The following is a 17,119-nucleotide window of genomic DNA, read 5'->3' as shown; positions in this document are numbered from 1 at the left end:
TTAGTAGTGCCCTTCTATGCGGGAATAGCTCAGTTGGTAGAGCACGACCTTGCCAAGGTCGGGGTCGCGAGTTCGAGTCTCGTTTCCCGCTCCAGTTTTTTGTCACTTACTTCGTCTCAGTGTTACAGGCTGAATGAAGATCTTCAGCACGACAATCAGAGTTATCCACAGCAGGCAGGTTACTGTCCACGCCACTTTTGCCATTCCGTAAAACTTTTTTAAACAGAGTTATCCACAGCTTTATGGATTAAGCCAGACGCTAGCCTTATTTGCAAAATAACACAAATTTTATTTAACTTAATGATATATAAAGAATTAATAATATTTCATTATGTTATTTGATTCTGTCACTTGTGTTATTACGATTGAATGACAAGGTATTTTTATTTTTATTCACAGGATGTGGAAATCTATAGCTTGCGAACGTTGCGCAATCAAGCATCACGGGGTAATCCCTTCTCAACAGCCCTGACCAGCCTTTTCTGCTGCGCGGGTTGAACGTCAATCTCATCGCGTTTCCGCTTAACCTGTTGTTGAGTAATAGCCCATTGAATATGCTCATCCAGCAAATCACTTTCACCTCGTCGCTGTTCAAGTACGGTGAGGATCTCAGTGCTCCAGGGCGCATTGCCCAGCGCCACCGCAATATTGCGTGACCAGCGCTGATAGCCGATACGGCGGATGGGAGAGCCTTCAGTAATCCGCAGGAATTTGGCTTCATCCCACTGAAACAGCGCCGTTAGCTCTGGCGCATGCAGTGCTGCACGAGGTGAAAAATCCTCTTCATCTGTCAACTGTCCATAACGGTTCCAGGGACAGATGAGCTGGCAGTCATCACAACCATAAATCCGGTGCCCCATTAGTGGTCGCAACGCTTCGGGGATGGCACCTTCAAGTTCAATCGTCAGATAGGAGATGCAGCGTCGGGCGTCCACCGTATAGGGCGCGACAATGGCCCCTGTCGGGCAAATGGTCATGCAGGCCACGCAGCGTCCACATTGTTCTTCCTGAGGTGTGTCGACGGGAAGGGGCAGGTCAATCAGCAGTTCACCCAGGAAAAACCATGAGCCCGCTTCCCGGTTCAGAATGAGCGAGTGCTTGCCAGTCCAGCCTAATCCCGCCTTCACCGCCAGAGGACGCTCAAGCAGGGGGGCAGAATCAACAAACGGCCGAAAATGGCTTTCGCCGCAGTGGGCCTGAATCATTTCTCCAAGCTTTTTCAGTCGATTGCGCAATACTTTGTGGTAATCACGGCCCAGCGCATAGCGGCTGACATAACCTAACTGGGGATTTTTCAGTGTGCTGGCGAAAGCGGCTTTGGCAGGCAGATAGTTCATGCGAACGCTGATAACCCGAAGCGTACCGGGTAGCAGTTCATGCGGACGGGCACGCATCATTCCGTGGCGTGCCATCCATTCCATCTCGCCATGGTACTGCTTGTCCAGCCAGGCCTGCAGGCGCGGCTCTTCAGCGCTGAGATCGGTGTCGGCAATGCCGACCTGCTGAAAGCCCAGATCGCGTCCCCACTGTTTAATGTGTTGAGCGAGTTGATCAAGATCGAGAGGGTATGACATGACTAACCAGAATTCGAAGAGAAACGCCGACAGCTTACCACACTCTGTCTGGCCTGCGCAGGCACTGGCGCAACTTGAGCGTGAGGGGGCAGATGCACTCGGCATCACCCTGTATGAACTGATGTTACGTGCGGGTCAGGCGGTCTATGAGCATATTCGTGCGCACTGGCCGGATGCAGAGCACTGGCTGGTTTTGTGTGGACCCGGCAATAACGGGGGCGACGGTTACGTCGTTGCGAGGCTGGCACAGGCCGCAGGCAAACAGGTAACGCTGCTGGCCTGCGAAGGCAGCAAATCCTTGCCCGAAGAAGCAGAAACCGCCAGAAGCAGCTGGCTTGAAGCGGGCGGTGAGATCCATGCGCCTCATGCGGTCTGGCCCGAAAAGGTCGATATTATCGTCGATGCGTTACTGGGGACGGGAATCAGCCGTGCGCCCGGCGACCCTTTTTCCACCCTGATAGACCAGGCAAACGTGCATGCCGCGCCGGTGATGGCGGTGGACATTCCTTCCGGCCTGTCTGCAGCAACGGGAAATACGCCGGGAAGCGTCATGAATGCCACGCACACGTTAAGCGTTATTGCGCTGAAACCCGGGCAGCTTACCGGCAAAGCCCGTGACTGTATTGGATCGCTTTACCTTGCCGACCTGGGATTACAGGGTTTTCTGGCGGTACAGCAGCCGCCCATGGCCCGCTACGATGCGCGTTTCCTGTCTCACTGGCTGACACCGCGTAAGGCGACATCCCATAAAGGCGATCAGGGCCGTTTGCTGGTGATTGGCGGCGACAGCGGGACGGCAGGCGCTATTCGGATGTCGGCAGAAGCCGCACTGCGCACGGGAAGTGGATTGGTGCGAGTACTTACTCACAAAGATAATATTCTCCCCATCCTGACTGCGCGCCCTGAGATCATGGTGGATGCGTTAACCGAGGCGCGACTGGATGAAGCACTCGCGTGGGCTGACGTTATCGCAATTGGGCCGGGGCTGGGACAGCGGGAATGGGGCAAAAAGGCACTCGAAAAGGTTAAAAGCACTGAAAAGCCCATGCTTTGGGATGCAGATGCACTTAACTTGCTGGCAATAAGCGCGGAGAAACGTCAGAATCGCATTATAACGCCGCATCCTGGTGAGGCTGCTCGCTTACTGGGCGTCAAAACCAGCGAAATTGAAAGTGACCGCTTACAAGCTGCTCGGGATCTGGCGAAACGCTATGGTGGTGTGGCTGTCTTAAAAGGTGCGGGCACGATTATCGCCAGTGAAAGCGGGCAAATGGCTTTTGCCGATGTGGGTAATGCCGGGATGGCATCGGGTGGTATGGGTGATGTGCTCACCGGTATTATTGCCTCGTTAATGGGACAAAAATTGGCGCTGTTTGATGCTGCCTGTGCAGGTTGCGTTGTTCACGGTGCTGCCGCTGATACGTTGGCTGAGCAGCGGGGCACGCGCGGCATGCTGGCATCAGACTTATTTGATCTGCTGTGGCAGTTTGTTAATCCAGAGATGAATCAAGAAGCATGAAGAGCTGTGTTATACCTTTGCCCAATGAGGCGGCAACACTCGAACTGGGTGCTCAACTGGCGCATGCCTGCGGCAATGCGGCGGTGATCTATCTTTATGGCGACCTCGGCGCGGGGAAGACCACATTCAGCCGCGGTTTCTTGCAGGCATCCGGTCACGCGGGCAATGTGAAAAGCCCGACCTATACCCTGGTTGAGCCTTATGCTCTGGAGGGGCGTTCCGTCTATCATTTCGATCTCTATCGCCTTGCCGATCCAGAAGAGCTGGAATTCATGGGCATTCGTGACTACTTCACGAATGACGCTATTTGTCTGGTCGAATGGCCTCAGCAGGGCGCAGGCATTTTGCCACCGCCGGATGTCGCGCTGACGCTGCGTTACGTCAATGAGGCACGTGAAGCCGAGTTGGTAGCGCATTCCGCGCTGGGGCAGCGCTGGGTTGAACAGATTGAACAAGGCAGGGCGCAGGCATGATGTCATGGATGAAAATGCTTGTACTGGCAGGATTGCTACTTATCGCCAGGCCTCTTTTTGCGGCGAATCTGTCTGATATTCAGGTATCAAACGGTGGAAATCAGGCCACGGTGACGCTGAGTTTTTCCGGTCAGCCGATTTACGCCTATTTTCCATTGCACAATCCCGATCGCGTGGTGCTGGATATTCGCCAAAGCGGTGTCATTAAAGGCTTACCGCTGACGTTTAGTGGCGATAACATCGTTAAGCGCATTCGTACCAGTACCCCGAAAGATAAACAAAGCATACGGTTGGTCTTTGAGCTGACTCAGTCGGGAAAAACCCGTGCCGTCACGCAACGTAATGGTAATAACTACAGCGTGGTTTTCACCATTCAGGGCAAACGTCCTGCCGTCACACGCAGTGCGCCTGTTGTCACGACGGAAGCACAGCCATCGCGTGCGCGGGAAACCGCCGCCAGCAATCCGTTTAACGCTAATCCGGTGACCACGGTAACCAACACTAACAGCACCGCCCGTCCGGGTGGTGTGGCCAACCGGGATGATACGGTGATCGTGGCGATTGATGCCGGTCACGGCGGTCAGGACCCTGGGGCGATAGGCCAGCATGGGCTTAAAGAGAAAAACGTCACCATCGCCATCGCGCGCAAACTGAAAGTGCTGTTAAACGACGACCCGATGTTTAAAGGCGTTTTAACCCGTGATGGCGACTACTTTATCTCCGTGATGGGCCGCTCGGATGTTGCGCGTAAAGCAAATGCTAACGTACTGGTGTCGATTCACGCCGATGCGGCACCGAGTCATGCAGCAACGGGAGCCTCGGTCTGGGTATTATCCAACCGTCGTGCCAACAGTGAAATGGCCAACTGGCTGGAACAGAAAGAGAAACAGTCTGAGCTCTTAGGTGGAGCCGGTGATTTGCTGGCGAACAGCCAGGCCGATCCTTACCTGAGTCAGGCCGTACTGGATTTGCAGTTTGGTCACTCGCAGCGCGTCGGCTACGACATCGCCACAAAGGTCATACAGCAACTGCGTGGCGTGACGTCCTTACACAAGCGTTTACCTGAGCATGCCAGCCTTGGCGTGTTACGTTCGCCGGATATTCCTTCGCTTCTGGTGGAAACCGGTTTTATCAGTAATGCCTCGGAGGAGCGACTGCTCGGCAGTAGCGCACACCAGGATAAGATTGCTCAGTCGATATATAAAGGACTGCGCGCTTATTTCCTGGCGCACCCGCTACAATCGGTCCCAAAGGAGGAAAACCGGCCGCTGGATACGCCGCCAGCGGTCAGCGTAGCCAGTAATCCGGCGACCGGCGAGACGCAGTATACGGGGGCTATTCAGCGTCATACCGTGACGCGCGGCGAAACGCTCTCAGGGATTGCAGCGAAATATGGCGTCAGCATGGCCACCTTGCGGCAAATGAATACCCTGAAGCGGGATGTGGTCTGGGTCGGTCAGCGGTTGAAAGTGCCTGCCAGTGCCGTGGCAAGCCGCACTGCGCCCGCTTCGCCAGTGGCGCGCCGTCCGGTGCGACATAAAGTGGTGCGCGGTGACTCGCTGAGCAGTATCGCCGCCCATTATGGCGTCAGCCCAAAATCGATTCTCCAGGCGAATAACCTGAAATCCACCAACGTGATGTTGGGTCAGAATCTGAAAATCCCTGCATCCTGATTGTTAGCCCGGCCTCTGCGCCGGGTTGCCAGCCACAAGGATATCCAGCATGCCAATACAAATTTTGCCGCCGCAACTTGCTAACCAGATTGCCGCCGGAGAAGTGGTTGAGCGTCCCGCATCGGTTGTCAAAGAGCTGGTGGAAAACAGCCTTGATGCAGGTGCAACGCGCATTGATGTGGATATTGAGAAGGGCGGCGCAAAACTGATTCGTATCCGCGATAACGGCTGTGGGATTGCAAAGAACGAACTGGCCATGGCGCTGGCTCGCCATGCCACCAGTAAAATTGCTTCGCTGGACGATCTTGAAGCCATCATGAGTCTGGGCTTTCGCGGTGAAGCCTTAGCCAGTATCAGTTCGGTTTCTCGCCTGACCCTGACATCGCGCACGGCCGAACAAACCGAAGCCTGGCAGGCCTACGCCGAAGGGCGTGATATGGCGGTTACCGTTAAACCCGCCGCCCATCCTTGTGGCTCTACGCTGGAAGTGCTCGACCTGTTTTACAACACGCCGGCTCGTCGCAAATTTATGCGCACCGAAAAAACCGAATTTGGTCATATTGATGAAGTGATCCGACGCATCGCGCTGGCGCGCTTTGATGTTGCTATCTCATTGAGCCATAACGGCAAACTGATGCGTCAGTACCGGGCTGTCAACGATGAAGGGCAACGTGAGCGTCGGCTGGGGGCGATTTGCGGCACGACATTTATGCAGCATGCGCTTCGCATTGAGTGGCAGCATGATGATCTGGCGTTACGCGGCTGGGTTGCCGATCCGGCCGGGTCGCGTCAGGTGAGCGATATACAGTACTGTTATGTGAATGGTCGCATGATGCGTGACAAGCTGATTAATCATGCCATTCGCCAGGCGTTTCAGAGCCAGCTGCAGGATGACCAACAACCTGCCTACGTGTTGTATTTAGAGATAGATCCTCATCAGGTGGATGTGAATGTGCATCCGGCAAAACACGAAGTGCGCTTTCATCAGTCGCGTCTGGTGCACGACTTCATCTATCAGGGCGTGATGAGTGTGTTGCAGGAAAGTGCCTCGCCCGTCCTGCCGACGTTGCAGGCGGAAGAACCGTCTCCGCGCTGGCAGCAAGAAAACCGTCAGGCGGCGGGCGGCAACCATTTTAGCCAGCCGGCTGTCACGGCGAAGGCTGCCGGGCCATCGGCATCGGCAGCTCCCGCCTGGCAAAGCAAAGAGCCGGGATACAGTCAGCGCGAAGGCCGGGTTTACCAGCAACTGCTGAAAACGCCTGCCAGTGCACCTGCAGCAAAAAGTGCAGAGCCTGCGGCACGTGCGCCAGTCAGTGCCGCACCGCCTTTGGCGGCCCATTCCCATAGCTTTGGTCGTGTGTTAACCGTGCTTGACGGGCAATATGCCCTGCTTGAACAGGACCAGAGTTTACTGCTGATGGCGCTGCCTGTGGCGACCCGCTGGTTAAAGCAGGCACAGCTAGAACCCCGCGAAAGTGGGCTGAAATCACAGCCGCTGTTGATTCCGGTGCGCTTAAAAATCGCCCCTGCCGAACGCAAAGCAGCCCAGGAAAATCTGAGCCTGCTTAATCAGATGGGCATTGATTTACACCCTGAGGGTGACCACATTATTTTGCGGGCGGTGCCTTTACCGTTACGAACACAAAATTTACAAATCTTGATTCCTGAACTGTTAGGCTATCTCGCCCGGCAGCAAGAGAACTCTGCTACGCAACTGGCCCAGTGGCTGGCGCGACGTGAAGATGCAGAGCCTCAAAACTGGAATCACTCCCAGGCGATTACCCTGTTGGCTGAGCTTGAAAGGCTTTGTCCGCAGTTACTTAAATCGCCACCTTCTGGCTTAGTACAAGCCATCGAGATTGAGAGCGCGGTAAACGCGTTGAAGCATGAGTGAACTGAACCAGGCTGGCCGGCCTAAGGCAATATTTTTGATGGGGCCTACAGCGTCAGGTAAAACCGCACTTGCGATTGAACTGCGCAAACTCTTGCCTGTAGAGCTTATCAGCGTTGATTCGGCTTTGATTTATCGTCAGATGGATGTCGGTACGGCAAAACCTTCTGCTGAAGAGCTGGCACAGGCGCCTCATCGTTTGCTGGACATTCGCGATCCGGCTGAAGCCTATTCGGCGGCAGAGTTTCGACGTGATGCGTTAGCAGAAATGGCGGATATCGTTCAGCATGGACGAATTCCGTTGCTTGTTGGTGGAACTATGCTCTACTTCAAGGCGTTACTTGAAGGATTGTCGCCGCTGCCCTCGGCCGATCCGGAGGTTCGTCAAAAAATAGAGCAAATGGCGAATGAAAGAGGCTGGGAAGCTTTACATCGTCAACTTTGCGAAATTGATCCGGTCGCAGGCAGTCGTATTCATCCGAATGATCCGCAGAGACTTTCGCGAGCACTGGAAGTTTTTTTTATTTCGGGTAAAACTTTAACGGAACTGACAAAAATTTCTGGTGAAGCGTTACCCTACGATGTCCATCAGTTTGCTATCGCCCCCGCGAGTCGCGAGCTGTTGCATCAGCGCATCGCATTGCGTTTTGAGCAGATGTTGGCGTCAGGATTTGAAGCGGAGTCTCGGGCCCTGTTTGCACGAGGTGATTTGCATACGGATATGCCTTCCATTCGTTGTGTTGGCTATCGCCAGATGTGGTCTTATTTAGTTGGCGAGATCGATTACGACGAAATGGTTTATCGGGGAGTTTGCGCAACCCGGCAACTCGCTAAACGCCAGATGACCTGGTTACGTGGTTGGGAGAATATTCACTGGCTAGACAGTGATGAACCTCACTTAGCGCGTGATACAGTACTGAAGGTTGTTAGTGCGAAGCATGGGTGATTGTGTACAATTGGCAAGTTACGTGCGCAAATTTTTACGCAGTTTTTTTCAGAACCACTGTGTTCTACAAGCAACAAACAACAAGCATATAAGGAAAAGATAGAATGGCTAAGGGGCAATCATTACAAGACCCGTTTCTGAACGCACTGCGTCGTGAACGTGTTCCGGTTTCGATTTATTTGGTCAACGGTATTAAGCTGCAAGGTCAGATTGAATCCTTTGATCAGTTCGTAATTTTGTTGAAAAACACGGTAAGTCAGATGGTTTATAAACATGCCATTTCTACCGTTGTGCCTTCACGCCCGGTTTCTCACCATAGCAATAATCCTGGCGGTGGCAGCAGCAATAATTACCATCATAGCGGCAGCAGCACTTCTGCTCAGTCGCAGCCACAACAAGACGGTGATAACGCAGAGTAAAGCGGCACCGTTTCACCAGGATCGGAAAGCGTCATGCTTTCCGTCCTGGTCTTTTTATATAAGCGAGGTTATAGCTTGTTTGACCGTTATGATGCCGGTGAGCAGGCCGTACTGGTACACATCTGGTTCTCCCAAGACAAAGAGCTGGAAGATTTACAGGAATTCGAAACCCTGGTGTCTTCTGCTGGCGTTGAAGCACTGCAGGTTATTACCGGCAGTCGTAAAGCGCCACATCCCAAGTATTTTGTCGGTGAAGGAAAGGCCGTTGAAATTGCCGATGCGGTAAAAACAAGTGGAGCATCGGTCGTCCTTTTCGATCATGCCTTAACGCCCGCTCAGGAACGTAATCTTGAGCGCCTGTGCGAGTGCCGTGTTATCGACCGCACTGGCCTTATTCTTGATATCTTTGCCCAACGCGCGCGTACCCATGAAGGTAAATTGCAGGTTGAGCTGGCGCAGTTGCGTCACCTTGCAACACGTCTGGTACGTGGCTGGACTCACCTTGAACGCCAGAAGGGCGGTATCGGCCTGCGTGGCCCGGGTGAAACCCAGTTAGAAACTGACCGCCGTTTGCTGCGTGGGCGCATTAGCCAAATTTTGTCGCGTCTTGAACGTGTTGAGAAACAGCGCGAGCAGGGACGACAGGCGCGTGCCAAAGCCGATGTGCCGACCGTTTCACTGGTGGGCTACACCAACGCCGGTAAATCTACCCTCTTCAATGCCATCACGTCTGCCAATGTCTATGCCGCGGATCAACTCTTTGCAACGCTGGACCCGACGCTACGTCGGCTGAACGTTGCCGATGTGGGCGAAGTGGTGTTGGCCGATACCGTCGGTTTTATTCGCCATCTTCCGCACGACCTGGTTGCCGCCTTTAAAGCCACTCTGCAAGAGACGCGTCAGGCCACACTGCTGATGCACGTCATCGATGCTGCCGATGTGCGGGTTAACGAAAATATCGATGCGGTTAATGAGGTGCTGGAAGAAATCGAAGCTGATGAAATCCCCACGCTATTGATCATGAATAAGATCGATGTGCTGGACGGTTTCGAGCCACGCATTGACCGTGATGAAGACAATATGCCGGTTCGCGTGTGGCTGTCCGCGCAGTCCGGTGTCGGTATTCCCTTATTATGGCAGGCGCTTTCCGAGCGACTGTCAGGTGAGATTGCGCAGTATGATTTACGTCTGCCACCGGATGCGGGTCGCTTACGCAGCCGCTTCTACCAGTTGCAGGCGATTGAAAAAGAGTGGAATGAAGAAGACGGCAGTGTTGGTTTGCATGTGCGAATGCCGATTATTGACTGGCGCCGCTTATGCAAGCAGGAGCCGTCGCTGACCAGTTATATTGTTTGATATTGCCAAATCGAACTTACTCTGAGGATTTTATGTTGTCGTGCGGTGTGGGTTGATTCATCTCTGACTGCGATTTTGCTTACGGTCAGGCAAGGAGCACAACCCGCGCTGTGACAATATCAAATACAACGGGTAAGCCGCTAAAACTATAAATGGAGTAATGACATGGCGTGGAATCAGCCCGGAAATAACGGACAGGACCGCGACCCGTGGGGAAGCAGCAATAATCAAGGCGGCAACTCTGGGGGGAATAAGGGAGGTAAGGAATCTGGGCCTCCTGATCTGGATGATATCTTCCGTAAACTGAGCAAAAAGCTCGGCGGATTCGGTGGTGGCAAAAAAGGTGATAACGGTCAGCGCAGTGCCGGCGGTAGCGGCAAAATTTTTGGCATCGTCGCCGTGGCGGCCATCGTCATCTGGGCCGCGAGCGGATTTTACACCATTAAAGAAGCGGAGCGCGGCGTCGTTACTCGCTTTGGTAAGTTCAGCCACCTGGTCGAGCCCGGCCTGAACTGGAAACCGACCTTTATCGATCAGGTTCGTGCCGTCAATGTCGAGGCCGTTCGCGAACTGGCCGCGTCTGGCGTGATGCTGACCTCGGATGAAAATGTCGTGCGCGTTGAAATGAACGTGCAGTATCGCGTAACCGATCCTGAACGCTATCTGTTTGCTGTGACCAGTGCTGATGACAGCCTGCGCCAGGCCACCGACAGCGCCCTGCGCGGCGTGATTGGCCGTTCTACCATGGATCGTATTTTGACTGAAGGTCGTACGGTCGTGCGTAGCGAAACGCAACGTGAAATCGACGAAACCATTCGTCCGTACGATATGGGCATCACGGTGCTTGACGTCAACTTCCAGGCGGCACGTCCACCGGAAGAAGTGAAGTCTGCCTTTGACGATGCGATTGCCGCACGTGAAAACCGTGAGCAATACGTACGTGAAGCCGAAGCCTATGCCAACGAAGTTCAGCCGCGTGCGAACGGTCGGGCACAACGTGTTCTGGAAGAAGCGCGCGCTTATAAAGAGCGTACGGTTCTGGAAGCTCAGGGTGAAGTGGCGCGTTTTGCCAAGATTTTACCTGAATACAAAGCTGCGCCAGAAATCACTAAAGAGCGCCTGTACATTGAGACCATGGAGCGCGTACTGAGCCATACACGGAAAGTGCTGGTAAGCGACCGTGGTAATAACCTCATGGTCCTGCCTCTTGATCAACTGATGCGTGGCGGTCAGTCTTCATCCGCGAAAAGTGGACAGAAAAGCAGCTCAACATTGCCATCGCTTGGCGATCGCAGTGCCAGCCGCAGTGACACCTCGTCATACAGTCCAGACAGCATCATGGATCAGCGTCGGGCTAATGCTCAGCGCAACGATACCCAGCGCGAAGGGAGAGAGTAATCAATGCGTAAGCCAGTAATTGTACTAATCATTATCGCGTTGGTGGCACTTTATGCGTCGCTGTTCGTGGTACAGGAAGGTGAGCGAGGCATTGTTCTGCGCTTTGGTAAAGTGTTGCGCGACGGCGAAAACAAACCGCAGGTGTTTGCGCCGGGTCTGCATTTCAAGATTCCGTTTATCGAAACGGTGAAAACGCTTGATGCGCGTATCCAGACCATGGACAACCAGGCCGATCGCTTTGTGACCAAAGAGAAGAAAGACCTGATCGTGGACTCTTACATTAAGTGGCGCATCAGCGATTTCAGTCGTTACTACCTGGCGACCGGCGGTGGTGATGTTTCTCAGGCCGAAGTGCTGCTGAAACGCAAATTCAGTGACCGTTTACGTTCAGAGATGGGACGTCTTGATGTCAAAGACATCGTGACCGATTCCCGTGGGCGTTTAACCACCGATGTCCGTGATGCGTTGAATACCGGCACGGCGGGGGGCGACGATGAAGTGGCCACGCCTGCAGCGGATAATGCTATCGCCAGTGCGGCCGCGCGTGTCGAGCGTGAAACCAACAGCAGTGAGCCTGCGCCAAATCCAAACAGTATGGCGGCGTTAGGCATTCAGGTGGTTGATGTGCGGATTAAACAGATCAATCTGCCAACAGAAGTGTCAGATGCGATCTTTAACCGTATGCGTGCAGAACGTGAAGCCGTTGCACGAAGCCAGCGTTCGCAGGGTCAGGAAGAGGCCGAAAAACTTCGTGCTCAGGCCGATTACCAGGTTACCCGTACGCTTGCAGAAGCACAGCGTGAGGCATTGATTACCCGCGGTGATGGTGATGCAGAAGCTGCGAAGCTGTTTGCCAACGCATTCAGTCAGGACCCGGATTTCTATGCGTTTATCCGCAGCCTGCGCGCGTATGAAAACAGCTTCAATGACAATCAGGATGTGATGGTACTGAGCCCGGATAGCGACTTCTTCCGCTACATGAAGGCACCTTCTAACGCCACGCGTTAAGAACTGATATAACTAACAGGCCGACAATGTTGTCGGCCTTTTTTTTGGATGCAGTATGAACGTGAATATCTGGATGGCACTGGCGTTAGTGCTGGTGCTTGAGGGCTTGGGGCCGATGTTTATGCCACGGCTGTGGCGACGGGTGATTTTGAGCATGACGCAGCTACCCGATCGCCTGTTACATCGGTTTGGCGGTGGCTTAGTGGTGGCAGGTATGGTGATCTATTGTATGTTGCGGCTGCATGGCGAGCTGTAATGGGTCAGTATCGCCGTCTGAATGGTATCTCAGCCTTGTTTTTACCCCTGGATGTTGTAGTGATCAAAACCCAGGCAAAAAAGCGCGCAATCGTATGCTAAAAGTGCTGAAAACCGCAAAATCAGATGGTAGAATCCTTTTTTAAGCAATCGGTGATTTTGAGAAATGGGTAAGAACGTCGTCGTACTGGGCACCCAATGGGGTGACGAAGGTAAAGGTAAGATTGTAGACCTTCTGACTGAGCGCGCTAATTACGTTGTGCGTTATCAAGGCGGCCACAATGCGGGCCATACACTTGTCATCAACGGTGAAAAAACCGTACTCCACTTAATCCCTTCTGGCATTCTGCGCGACAACGTGACCAGCATTATTGGTAACGGTGTGGTGCTTTCACCTGAAGCTCTGATGAAAGAGATGAAAGGCCTGGAAGCGCGTGGGATTCCGGTACGCGAACGTCTGCTGATTTCTGAAGCCTGTCCGTTAATCCTGCAATACCATGTGGCCATGGATATGGCGCGTGAAAAAGCGCGCGGTGCGAAAGCCATTGGTACAACAGGCCGCGGTATTGGGCCGGCTTATGAAGACAAAGTTGCCCGTCGTGCACTGCGCGTCAGCGACCTGTTTAATAAAGAAACCTTCGCCGCCAAGCTGAAAGAAGTCATGGATCTCTATAACTTCCAGCTGGTGCATTACTACAAAGAAGAAGCCGTTGACTACGACAAAGTGCTGAGTGATGTGATGGCGGTTGCCGACATTCTCACCGGTATGGTCGTTGACGTTTCTGAACTGCTGGACGTGGCGCGCAAGCGTGGCGATCTGATTATGTTCGAAGGCGCGCAAGGGACACTGCTGGATATTGACCACGGTACTTATCCCTATGTCACGTCCTCTAATACCACTGCAGGTGGCGTTGCGACCGGCTCAGGTATTGGTCCACGCTATGTGGATTACGTGCTGGGTATCGTTAAAGCGTATTCAACGCGTGTGGGTGCAGGTCCGTTCCCGACTGAGTTATTCGATGAAACCGGTGAGTTCCTTTGCAAGCAGGGTAACGAATTTGGTGCCACAACTGGCCGCCGTCGTCGCACAGGCTGGCTGGATGCGGTCGCGGTACGCCGTGCCGTGCAGATCAACTCGCTCTCCGGCTTCTGTATGACCAAGCTGGACGTACTGGACGGTCTGAAAGAAGTGAAAATTTGTGTGGCTTACCGCATGCCTGACGGCAGCGAAGTCACCACCACGCCGCTGGCAGCGGAAAACTGGGAAGGCATTGAGCCGATCTATGAAACCATGCCGGGCTGGAGCGAAACCACTTTTGGTGTCAAAACGCTGGAAGGCCTGCCTCAGGCCGCGCGTAACTACATTAAACGCGTAGAAGACGTGACGGGTGTACCGATTGATATTATTTCAACAGGTCCCGATCGCAGCGAAACGATGATTCTGCGCGATCCTTTCAACGCCTAATCATCCTGTGGCCGGACATTGTCCGGCCTTTGTTTTTTATGTTATTTAATGCCACTAAATGCCCCTTCGCTTGTCAAACCTTTCACTGGCTGAAAAAAATACACAGCCGTCATCAGTCTGGTTTATCATCGTAGCTCGATACGTAAGAGCCAGTTCAATATTGAAATAAAAAGCAGGACGGGCGAGCATAGACGTGCCACCGGATGATTGACTGAGGTCACTGTGCAGCTAACAAGTTTTACCGATTACGGCCTGCGGGCGCTGATCTATATGGCCACCTTGCCTGAAGGCAGGCTGACCAATATTTCTGAAGTCACCGATACGTATGGCGTATCGCGTAATCATATGGTCAAAATTATCAATCAGCTTAGTCGTGCAGGGTTTGTCTCGGCCATCCGGGGCAAAAACGGTGGTATTCGGCTGGGAATGCGCGCCAGCGACATCGTGATTGGTGAAGTGGTACGCAAAATGGAGCCACTACAGTTAGTCGATTGCACGACCTGTTCCATCGCGCCTGCCTGCCGCCTCAAAAAGGCCTTACATGATGCCGTGCAGCTGTTTTTACAGGAGCTGGATGGCTATACGCTGGCAGATTTAGTGGAAGGTAATACACCTTTATATGAAATTATATTGTCCGAACCGCCGGTGGCAATGAATATTAAATGACATCGGAGGAACCCTAATGTCAAAAGATCCTTTTCTGGACAGAGAAGCTGAAAAGTACGAAAACCCTATTCCGAGCCGTGAATTTATTCTGGCTCTGTTAGAAAAACGAGAAAAACCCGCCAGCCGTGAAGAGCTGGCACAAGAGATGAACCTGCAGGAAGAAGAGCACCTCGAAGCCTTGCGCCGTCGTCTACGTGCGATGGAACGTGACGGTCAGTTAGTTTTTACCCGCCGCCAGTGTTATGCCCTGCCAGAACGTCTCGATCTGCTTCGTGGAAAAGTCATTGGTCACCGTGATGGCTATGGCTTTCTCCGTGCAGAAGGACAAAAGGATGACCTCTACCTGTCGGCTGAACAGATGAAATTCTGTATGCATGGCGATGTGATTCTCGCTCAGCCACTGGGTGCCGATCGCAAAGGTCGTCGTGAAGCCCGCGTGGTGCGGGTGCAGGAACCGCGTAACAATCAGATCGTCGGCCGCTATTTTACGGACGCAGGTGTCGGTTTTGTGGTGCCAGACGACAGTCGTCTCAGCTTCGACATCCTGATTGGCCCTGAAGAAACCATGAATGCCCGTATGGGCTCCGTGGTGGTGGTCGAACTGTTGCAGCGTCCCACGCGTCGCTCGAAGGCGATTGGCAAAATCGCCGAGATTCTGGGCGATGACATGGGCACCAGCCTCGCGGTCGATATGGCACTGCGCACCCATGAGATTCCACACAACTGGCCGCCAGAAGTTGAGGCGCAGGTTGGCAAACTGAATGAAGAAGTACCAGAATCGGCGAAAAAAGGCCGCGTTGACCTGCGCGATCTGCCGTTAGTGACCATTGATGGCGAAGATGCGCGTGACTTTGATGATGCGGTCTACTGCGAGAAAAAACGCGGTGGCGGCTGGCGGCTGTGGGTTGCCATTGCGGATGTGAGTTACTACGTGCGCCCCGGTACACCGCTGGATAACGAAGCGCAGCAGCGCGGTACCTCGGTGTATTTCCCTTCGCAGGTCGTTCCGATGCTGCCAGAAGTGCTGTCGAACGGTTTGTGTTCACTGAATCCACAGGTCGATCGCCTGTGTATGGTGTGCGAAATGACCGTGTCGTCAAAAGGTAAGCTTACCGGCTTTAAACATTACGAAGCGGTGATGAATTCCCACGCACGTCTGACCTACAACAAAGTCTGGAATATCCTGCAGGGCAATCCGGAACTGCGCGAGCAATACGCGCCGCTGGTGAAAGATCTGCAGGAACTGCACAACATGTATCAGGTGTTGGAAACCGCGCGTGAAGAGCGCGGCGGAATCTCATTTGAAACCGAAGAAGCGAAATTTATTTTTAACGCGGAACGTCGCATCGAACGCGTCGAGCGTACCTCGCGTAATGATGCTCACAAGCTGATTGAAGAGTGCATGATTCTGGCGAACATCGCCTCCGCGCGTTTCGTTGAGAAGCACCAGGAGCCGGCGCTGTTCCGCGATCACGATCGTCCAAGCGATGACAGCATCAAGAGCTTCCGCACCGTGTTGAATGAGCTGGGCCTGAGCTTACCGGGCGGTAATAAACCACAACCGATCGATTATGCCGCGCTGCTGAAGCAGGTTGCCGATCGTCCGGATGCGGAAATGCTGCAAACTATGCTGCTGCGCTCCATGAAACAGGCGGTGTACGATCCAGAAAACCGCGGCCACTTTGGTCTGGCGCTGTCCTCTTATGCCCACTTTACCTCGCCAATCCGCCGCTATCCGGATTTATTGCTGCATCGCGCCATCAAGTATCTGCTGGCAAAAGAGCAGGGCGAAGTGAAAGGGCTGACCACGGAAACCGGCGGTTACCACTACGACATGCAGCAAATGCTGCAGCTGGGCCAGCACTGTTCCCTGACCGAGCGCCGTGCCGATGAAGCGACCCGCGACGTTGCGGACTGGCTGAAGTGCGACTTTATGCAGGATCAGGTGGGCAACGTCTTCAATGGCGTGATCTCCAGCGTAACCGGGTTCGGCTTCTTTGTGCGCCTTAGCGATCTGTTTATCGACGGGCTGGTTCACGTCTCGACGCTGGACAACGATTACTATCGTTTCGATCCCGTAGGACAGCGACTGATTGGTGAATCCGGCGGTCGTACCTATCGTCTCGGTGATACCGTTGAAGTGCGGGTCGAAGCGGTCCATATGGACGAGCGTAAAATCGACTTTGCGCTGGTGTCCAGTAAGCGCCAGGTTCGTGGTGAAGGCAAAACCGAACGGGATAAGGCGAAGCGTGATGGCAAAGCGCCGACAAAACATCGTCGCCAGGCCAGCCGTAAAACCAATTTCGAGCCGGATTCAGCCTTCCGCAACAGCAGCAGTAAGCCTGCCGAGGCCCGGACTGAGAAAAAAAGTAAAAAAGTTTCAGAGAAAACCCGTAAAATCGCCGCCGCCACTAAGGCCAGGCGTGCCGCGAAGAAGGCGAAGCCTGCCTGATGCGCACATCAGCCCCTGCAAGCG

Annotated in this window: 14 protein-coding genes and 1 tRNA gene; 14 read left to right on the top strand and 1 reads right to left on the bottom strand. The window is 53.6% G+C overall.

Annotated features, from left to right (window positions below):
* The first annotated feature begins 18 nt into the window (after positions 1-18).
* Positions 19-94, top strand: a tRNA-Gly gene (locus CMR03_RS07940).
* A 340-nt stretch (positions 95-434) separates the two neighbouring features.
* Here CMR03_RS07940 and queG read toward each other — a convergent pair.
* Positions 435-1,574, bottom strand: coding sequence for a tRNA epoxyqueuosine(34) reductase QueG (gene queG / locus CMR03_RS07935; RefSeq protein ID WP_096011252.1), 1,140 nt, complete (start codon positions 1,572-1,574; stop codon positions 435-437).
* On the opposite strand from queG, the gene nnr reads away from it, so the two are divergent.
* The 13 genes from nnr (at position 1,573) to rnr (ending at position 17,095) form a co-directional block, all read left to right on the top strand.
* The gene (nnr, locus tag CMR03_RS07930; RefSeq protein WP_096011251.1) at positions 1,573-3,093 is read left to right on the top strand and encodes a bifunctional ADP-dependent NAD(P)H-hydrate dehydratase/NAD(P)H-hydrate epimerase; all 1,521 of its coding nucleotides are present in this window, start codon (positions 1,573-1,575) and stop codon (positions 3,091-3,093) included. The two genes, queG and nnr, sit on opposite strands and share 2 nt — an antisense overlap.
* On the top strand, positions 3,090-3,566 hold the full coding sequence (gene tsaE, locus CMR03_RS07925) for a tRNA (adenosine(37)-N6)-threonylcarbamoyltransferase complex ATPase subunit type 1 TsaE (protein WP_096011250.1): 477 nt from the start codon (positions 3,090-3,092) through the stop codon (positions 3,564-3,566). Before nnr ends, tsaE begins: the two co-directional genes overlap by 4 nt.
* Positions 3,563-5,239: an N-acetylmuramoyl-L-alanine amidase AmiB gene (gene amiB, locus CMR03_RS07920; protein WP_063877416.1), complete on the top strand. Its 1,677-nt coding sequence runs from the start codon at positions 3,563-3,565 to the stop codon at positions 5,237-5,239. The genes tsaE and amiB overlap by 4 nt, the downstream gene beginning before the upstream one ends.
* Positions 5,240-5,288: 49 nt before the next feature.
* Positions 5,289-7,133, top strand: a complete 1,845-nt coding sequence (mutL, locus tag CMR03_RS07915) for a DNA mismatch repair endonuclease MutL (RefSeq protein ID WP_096011249.1) — start codon at positions 5,289-5,291, stop codon at positions 7,131-7,133.
* Entirely contained in the window at positions 7,126-8,076 is a 951-nt protein-coding gene (gene miaA, locus CMR03_RS07910) for a tRNA (adenosine(37)-N6)-dimethylallyltransferase MiaA (protein ID WP_096011248.1), read from the top strand. The genes mutL and miaA overlap by 8 nt, the downstream gene beginning before the upstream one ends.
* 104 nt (positions 8,077-8,180) lie before the next feature.
* Positions 8,181-8,495, top strand: a complete 315-nt coding sequence (hfq, locus tag CMR03_RS07905) for an RNA chaperone Hfq (protein WP_096011247.1) — start codon at positions 8,181-8,183, stop codon at positions 8,493-8,495.
* A 75-nt stretch (positions 8,496-8,570) separates the two neighbouring features.
* The gene (hflX, locus tag CMR03_RS07900) at positions 8,571-9,851 is read left to right on the top strand and encodes a ribosome rescue GTPase HflX (protein WP_096011273.1); all 1,281 of its coding nucleotides are present in this window, start codon (positions 8,571-8,573) and stop codon (positions 9,849-9,851) included.
* Positions 9,852-10,016: 165 nt separating this feature from the next.
* Positions 10,017-11,249, top strand: coding sequence for an FtsH protease activity modulator HflK (gene hflK / locus CMR03_RS07895; protein ID WP_096011246.1), 1,233 nt, complete (start codon positions 10,017-10,019; stop codon positions 11,247-11,249).
* Positions 11,250-11,252: 3 nt separating this feature from the next.
* Complete coding sequence (hflC, locus tag CMR03_RS07890; RefSeq protein WP_063877411.1) at positions 11,253-12,257, top strand: protease modulator HflC; 1,005 nt, start codon at positions 11,253-11,255, stop codon at positions 12,255-12,257.
* A 55-nt stretch (positions 12,258-12,312) separates the two neighbouring features.
* A complete protein-coding gene (locus CMR03_RS07885) occupies positions 12,313-12,513 on the top strand; it encodes a DUF2065 domain-containing protein (protein ID WP_013027400.1) in 201 nt (66 codons plus the stop codon).
* Positions 12,514-12,678: 165 nt separating this feature from the next.
* Positions 12,679-13,977: an adenylosuccinate synthase gene (locus tag CMR03_RS07880; protein WP_063877410.1), complete on the top strand. Its 1,299-nt coding sequence runs from the start codon at positions 12,679-12,681 to the stop codon at positions 13,975-13,977.
* A 222-nt stretch (positions 13,978-14,199) separates the two neighbouring features.
* Positions 14,200-14,643, top strand: coding sequence for a nitric oxide-sensing transcriptional repressor NsrR (gene nsrR / locus CMR03_RS07875; RefSeq protein WP_063877409.1), 444 nt, complete (start codon positions 14,200-14,202; stop codon positions 14,641-14,643).
* A gap of 16 nt (positions 14,644-14,659) precedes the next feature.
* Positions 14,660-17,095 carry a ribonuclease R gene (rnr, locus tag CMR03_RS07870; RefSeq protein ID WP_096011245.1) on the top strand — a complete coding sequence of 812 codons (2,436 nt, stop codon included), beginning with the start codon at positions 14,660-14,662 and terminating at the stop codon, positions 17,093-17,095.
* The last annotated feature ends 24 nt before the right edge of the window (positions 17,096-17,119 follow it).

This window comes from Pantoea allii (assembly GCF_002307475.1).
Taxonomy (GTDB): domain Bacteria; phylum Pseudomonadota; class Gammaproteobacteria; order Enterobacterales; family Enterobacteriaceae; genus Pantoea; species Pantoea allii.
Note: the sequence above shows the minus strand (reverse complement) of the source record. Positions and strands in the feature narration are given on the sequence as shown.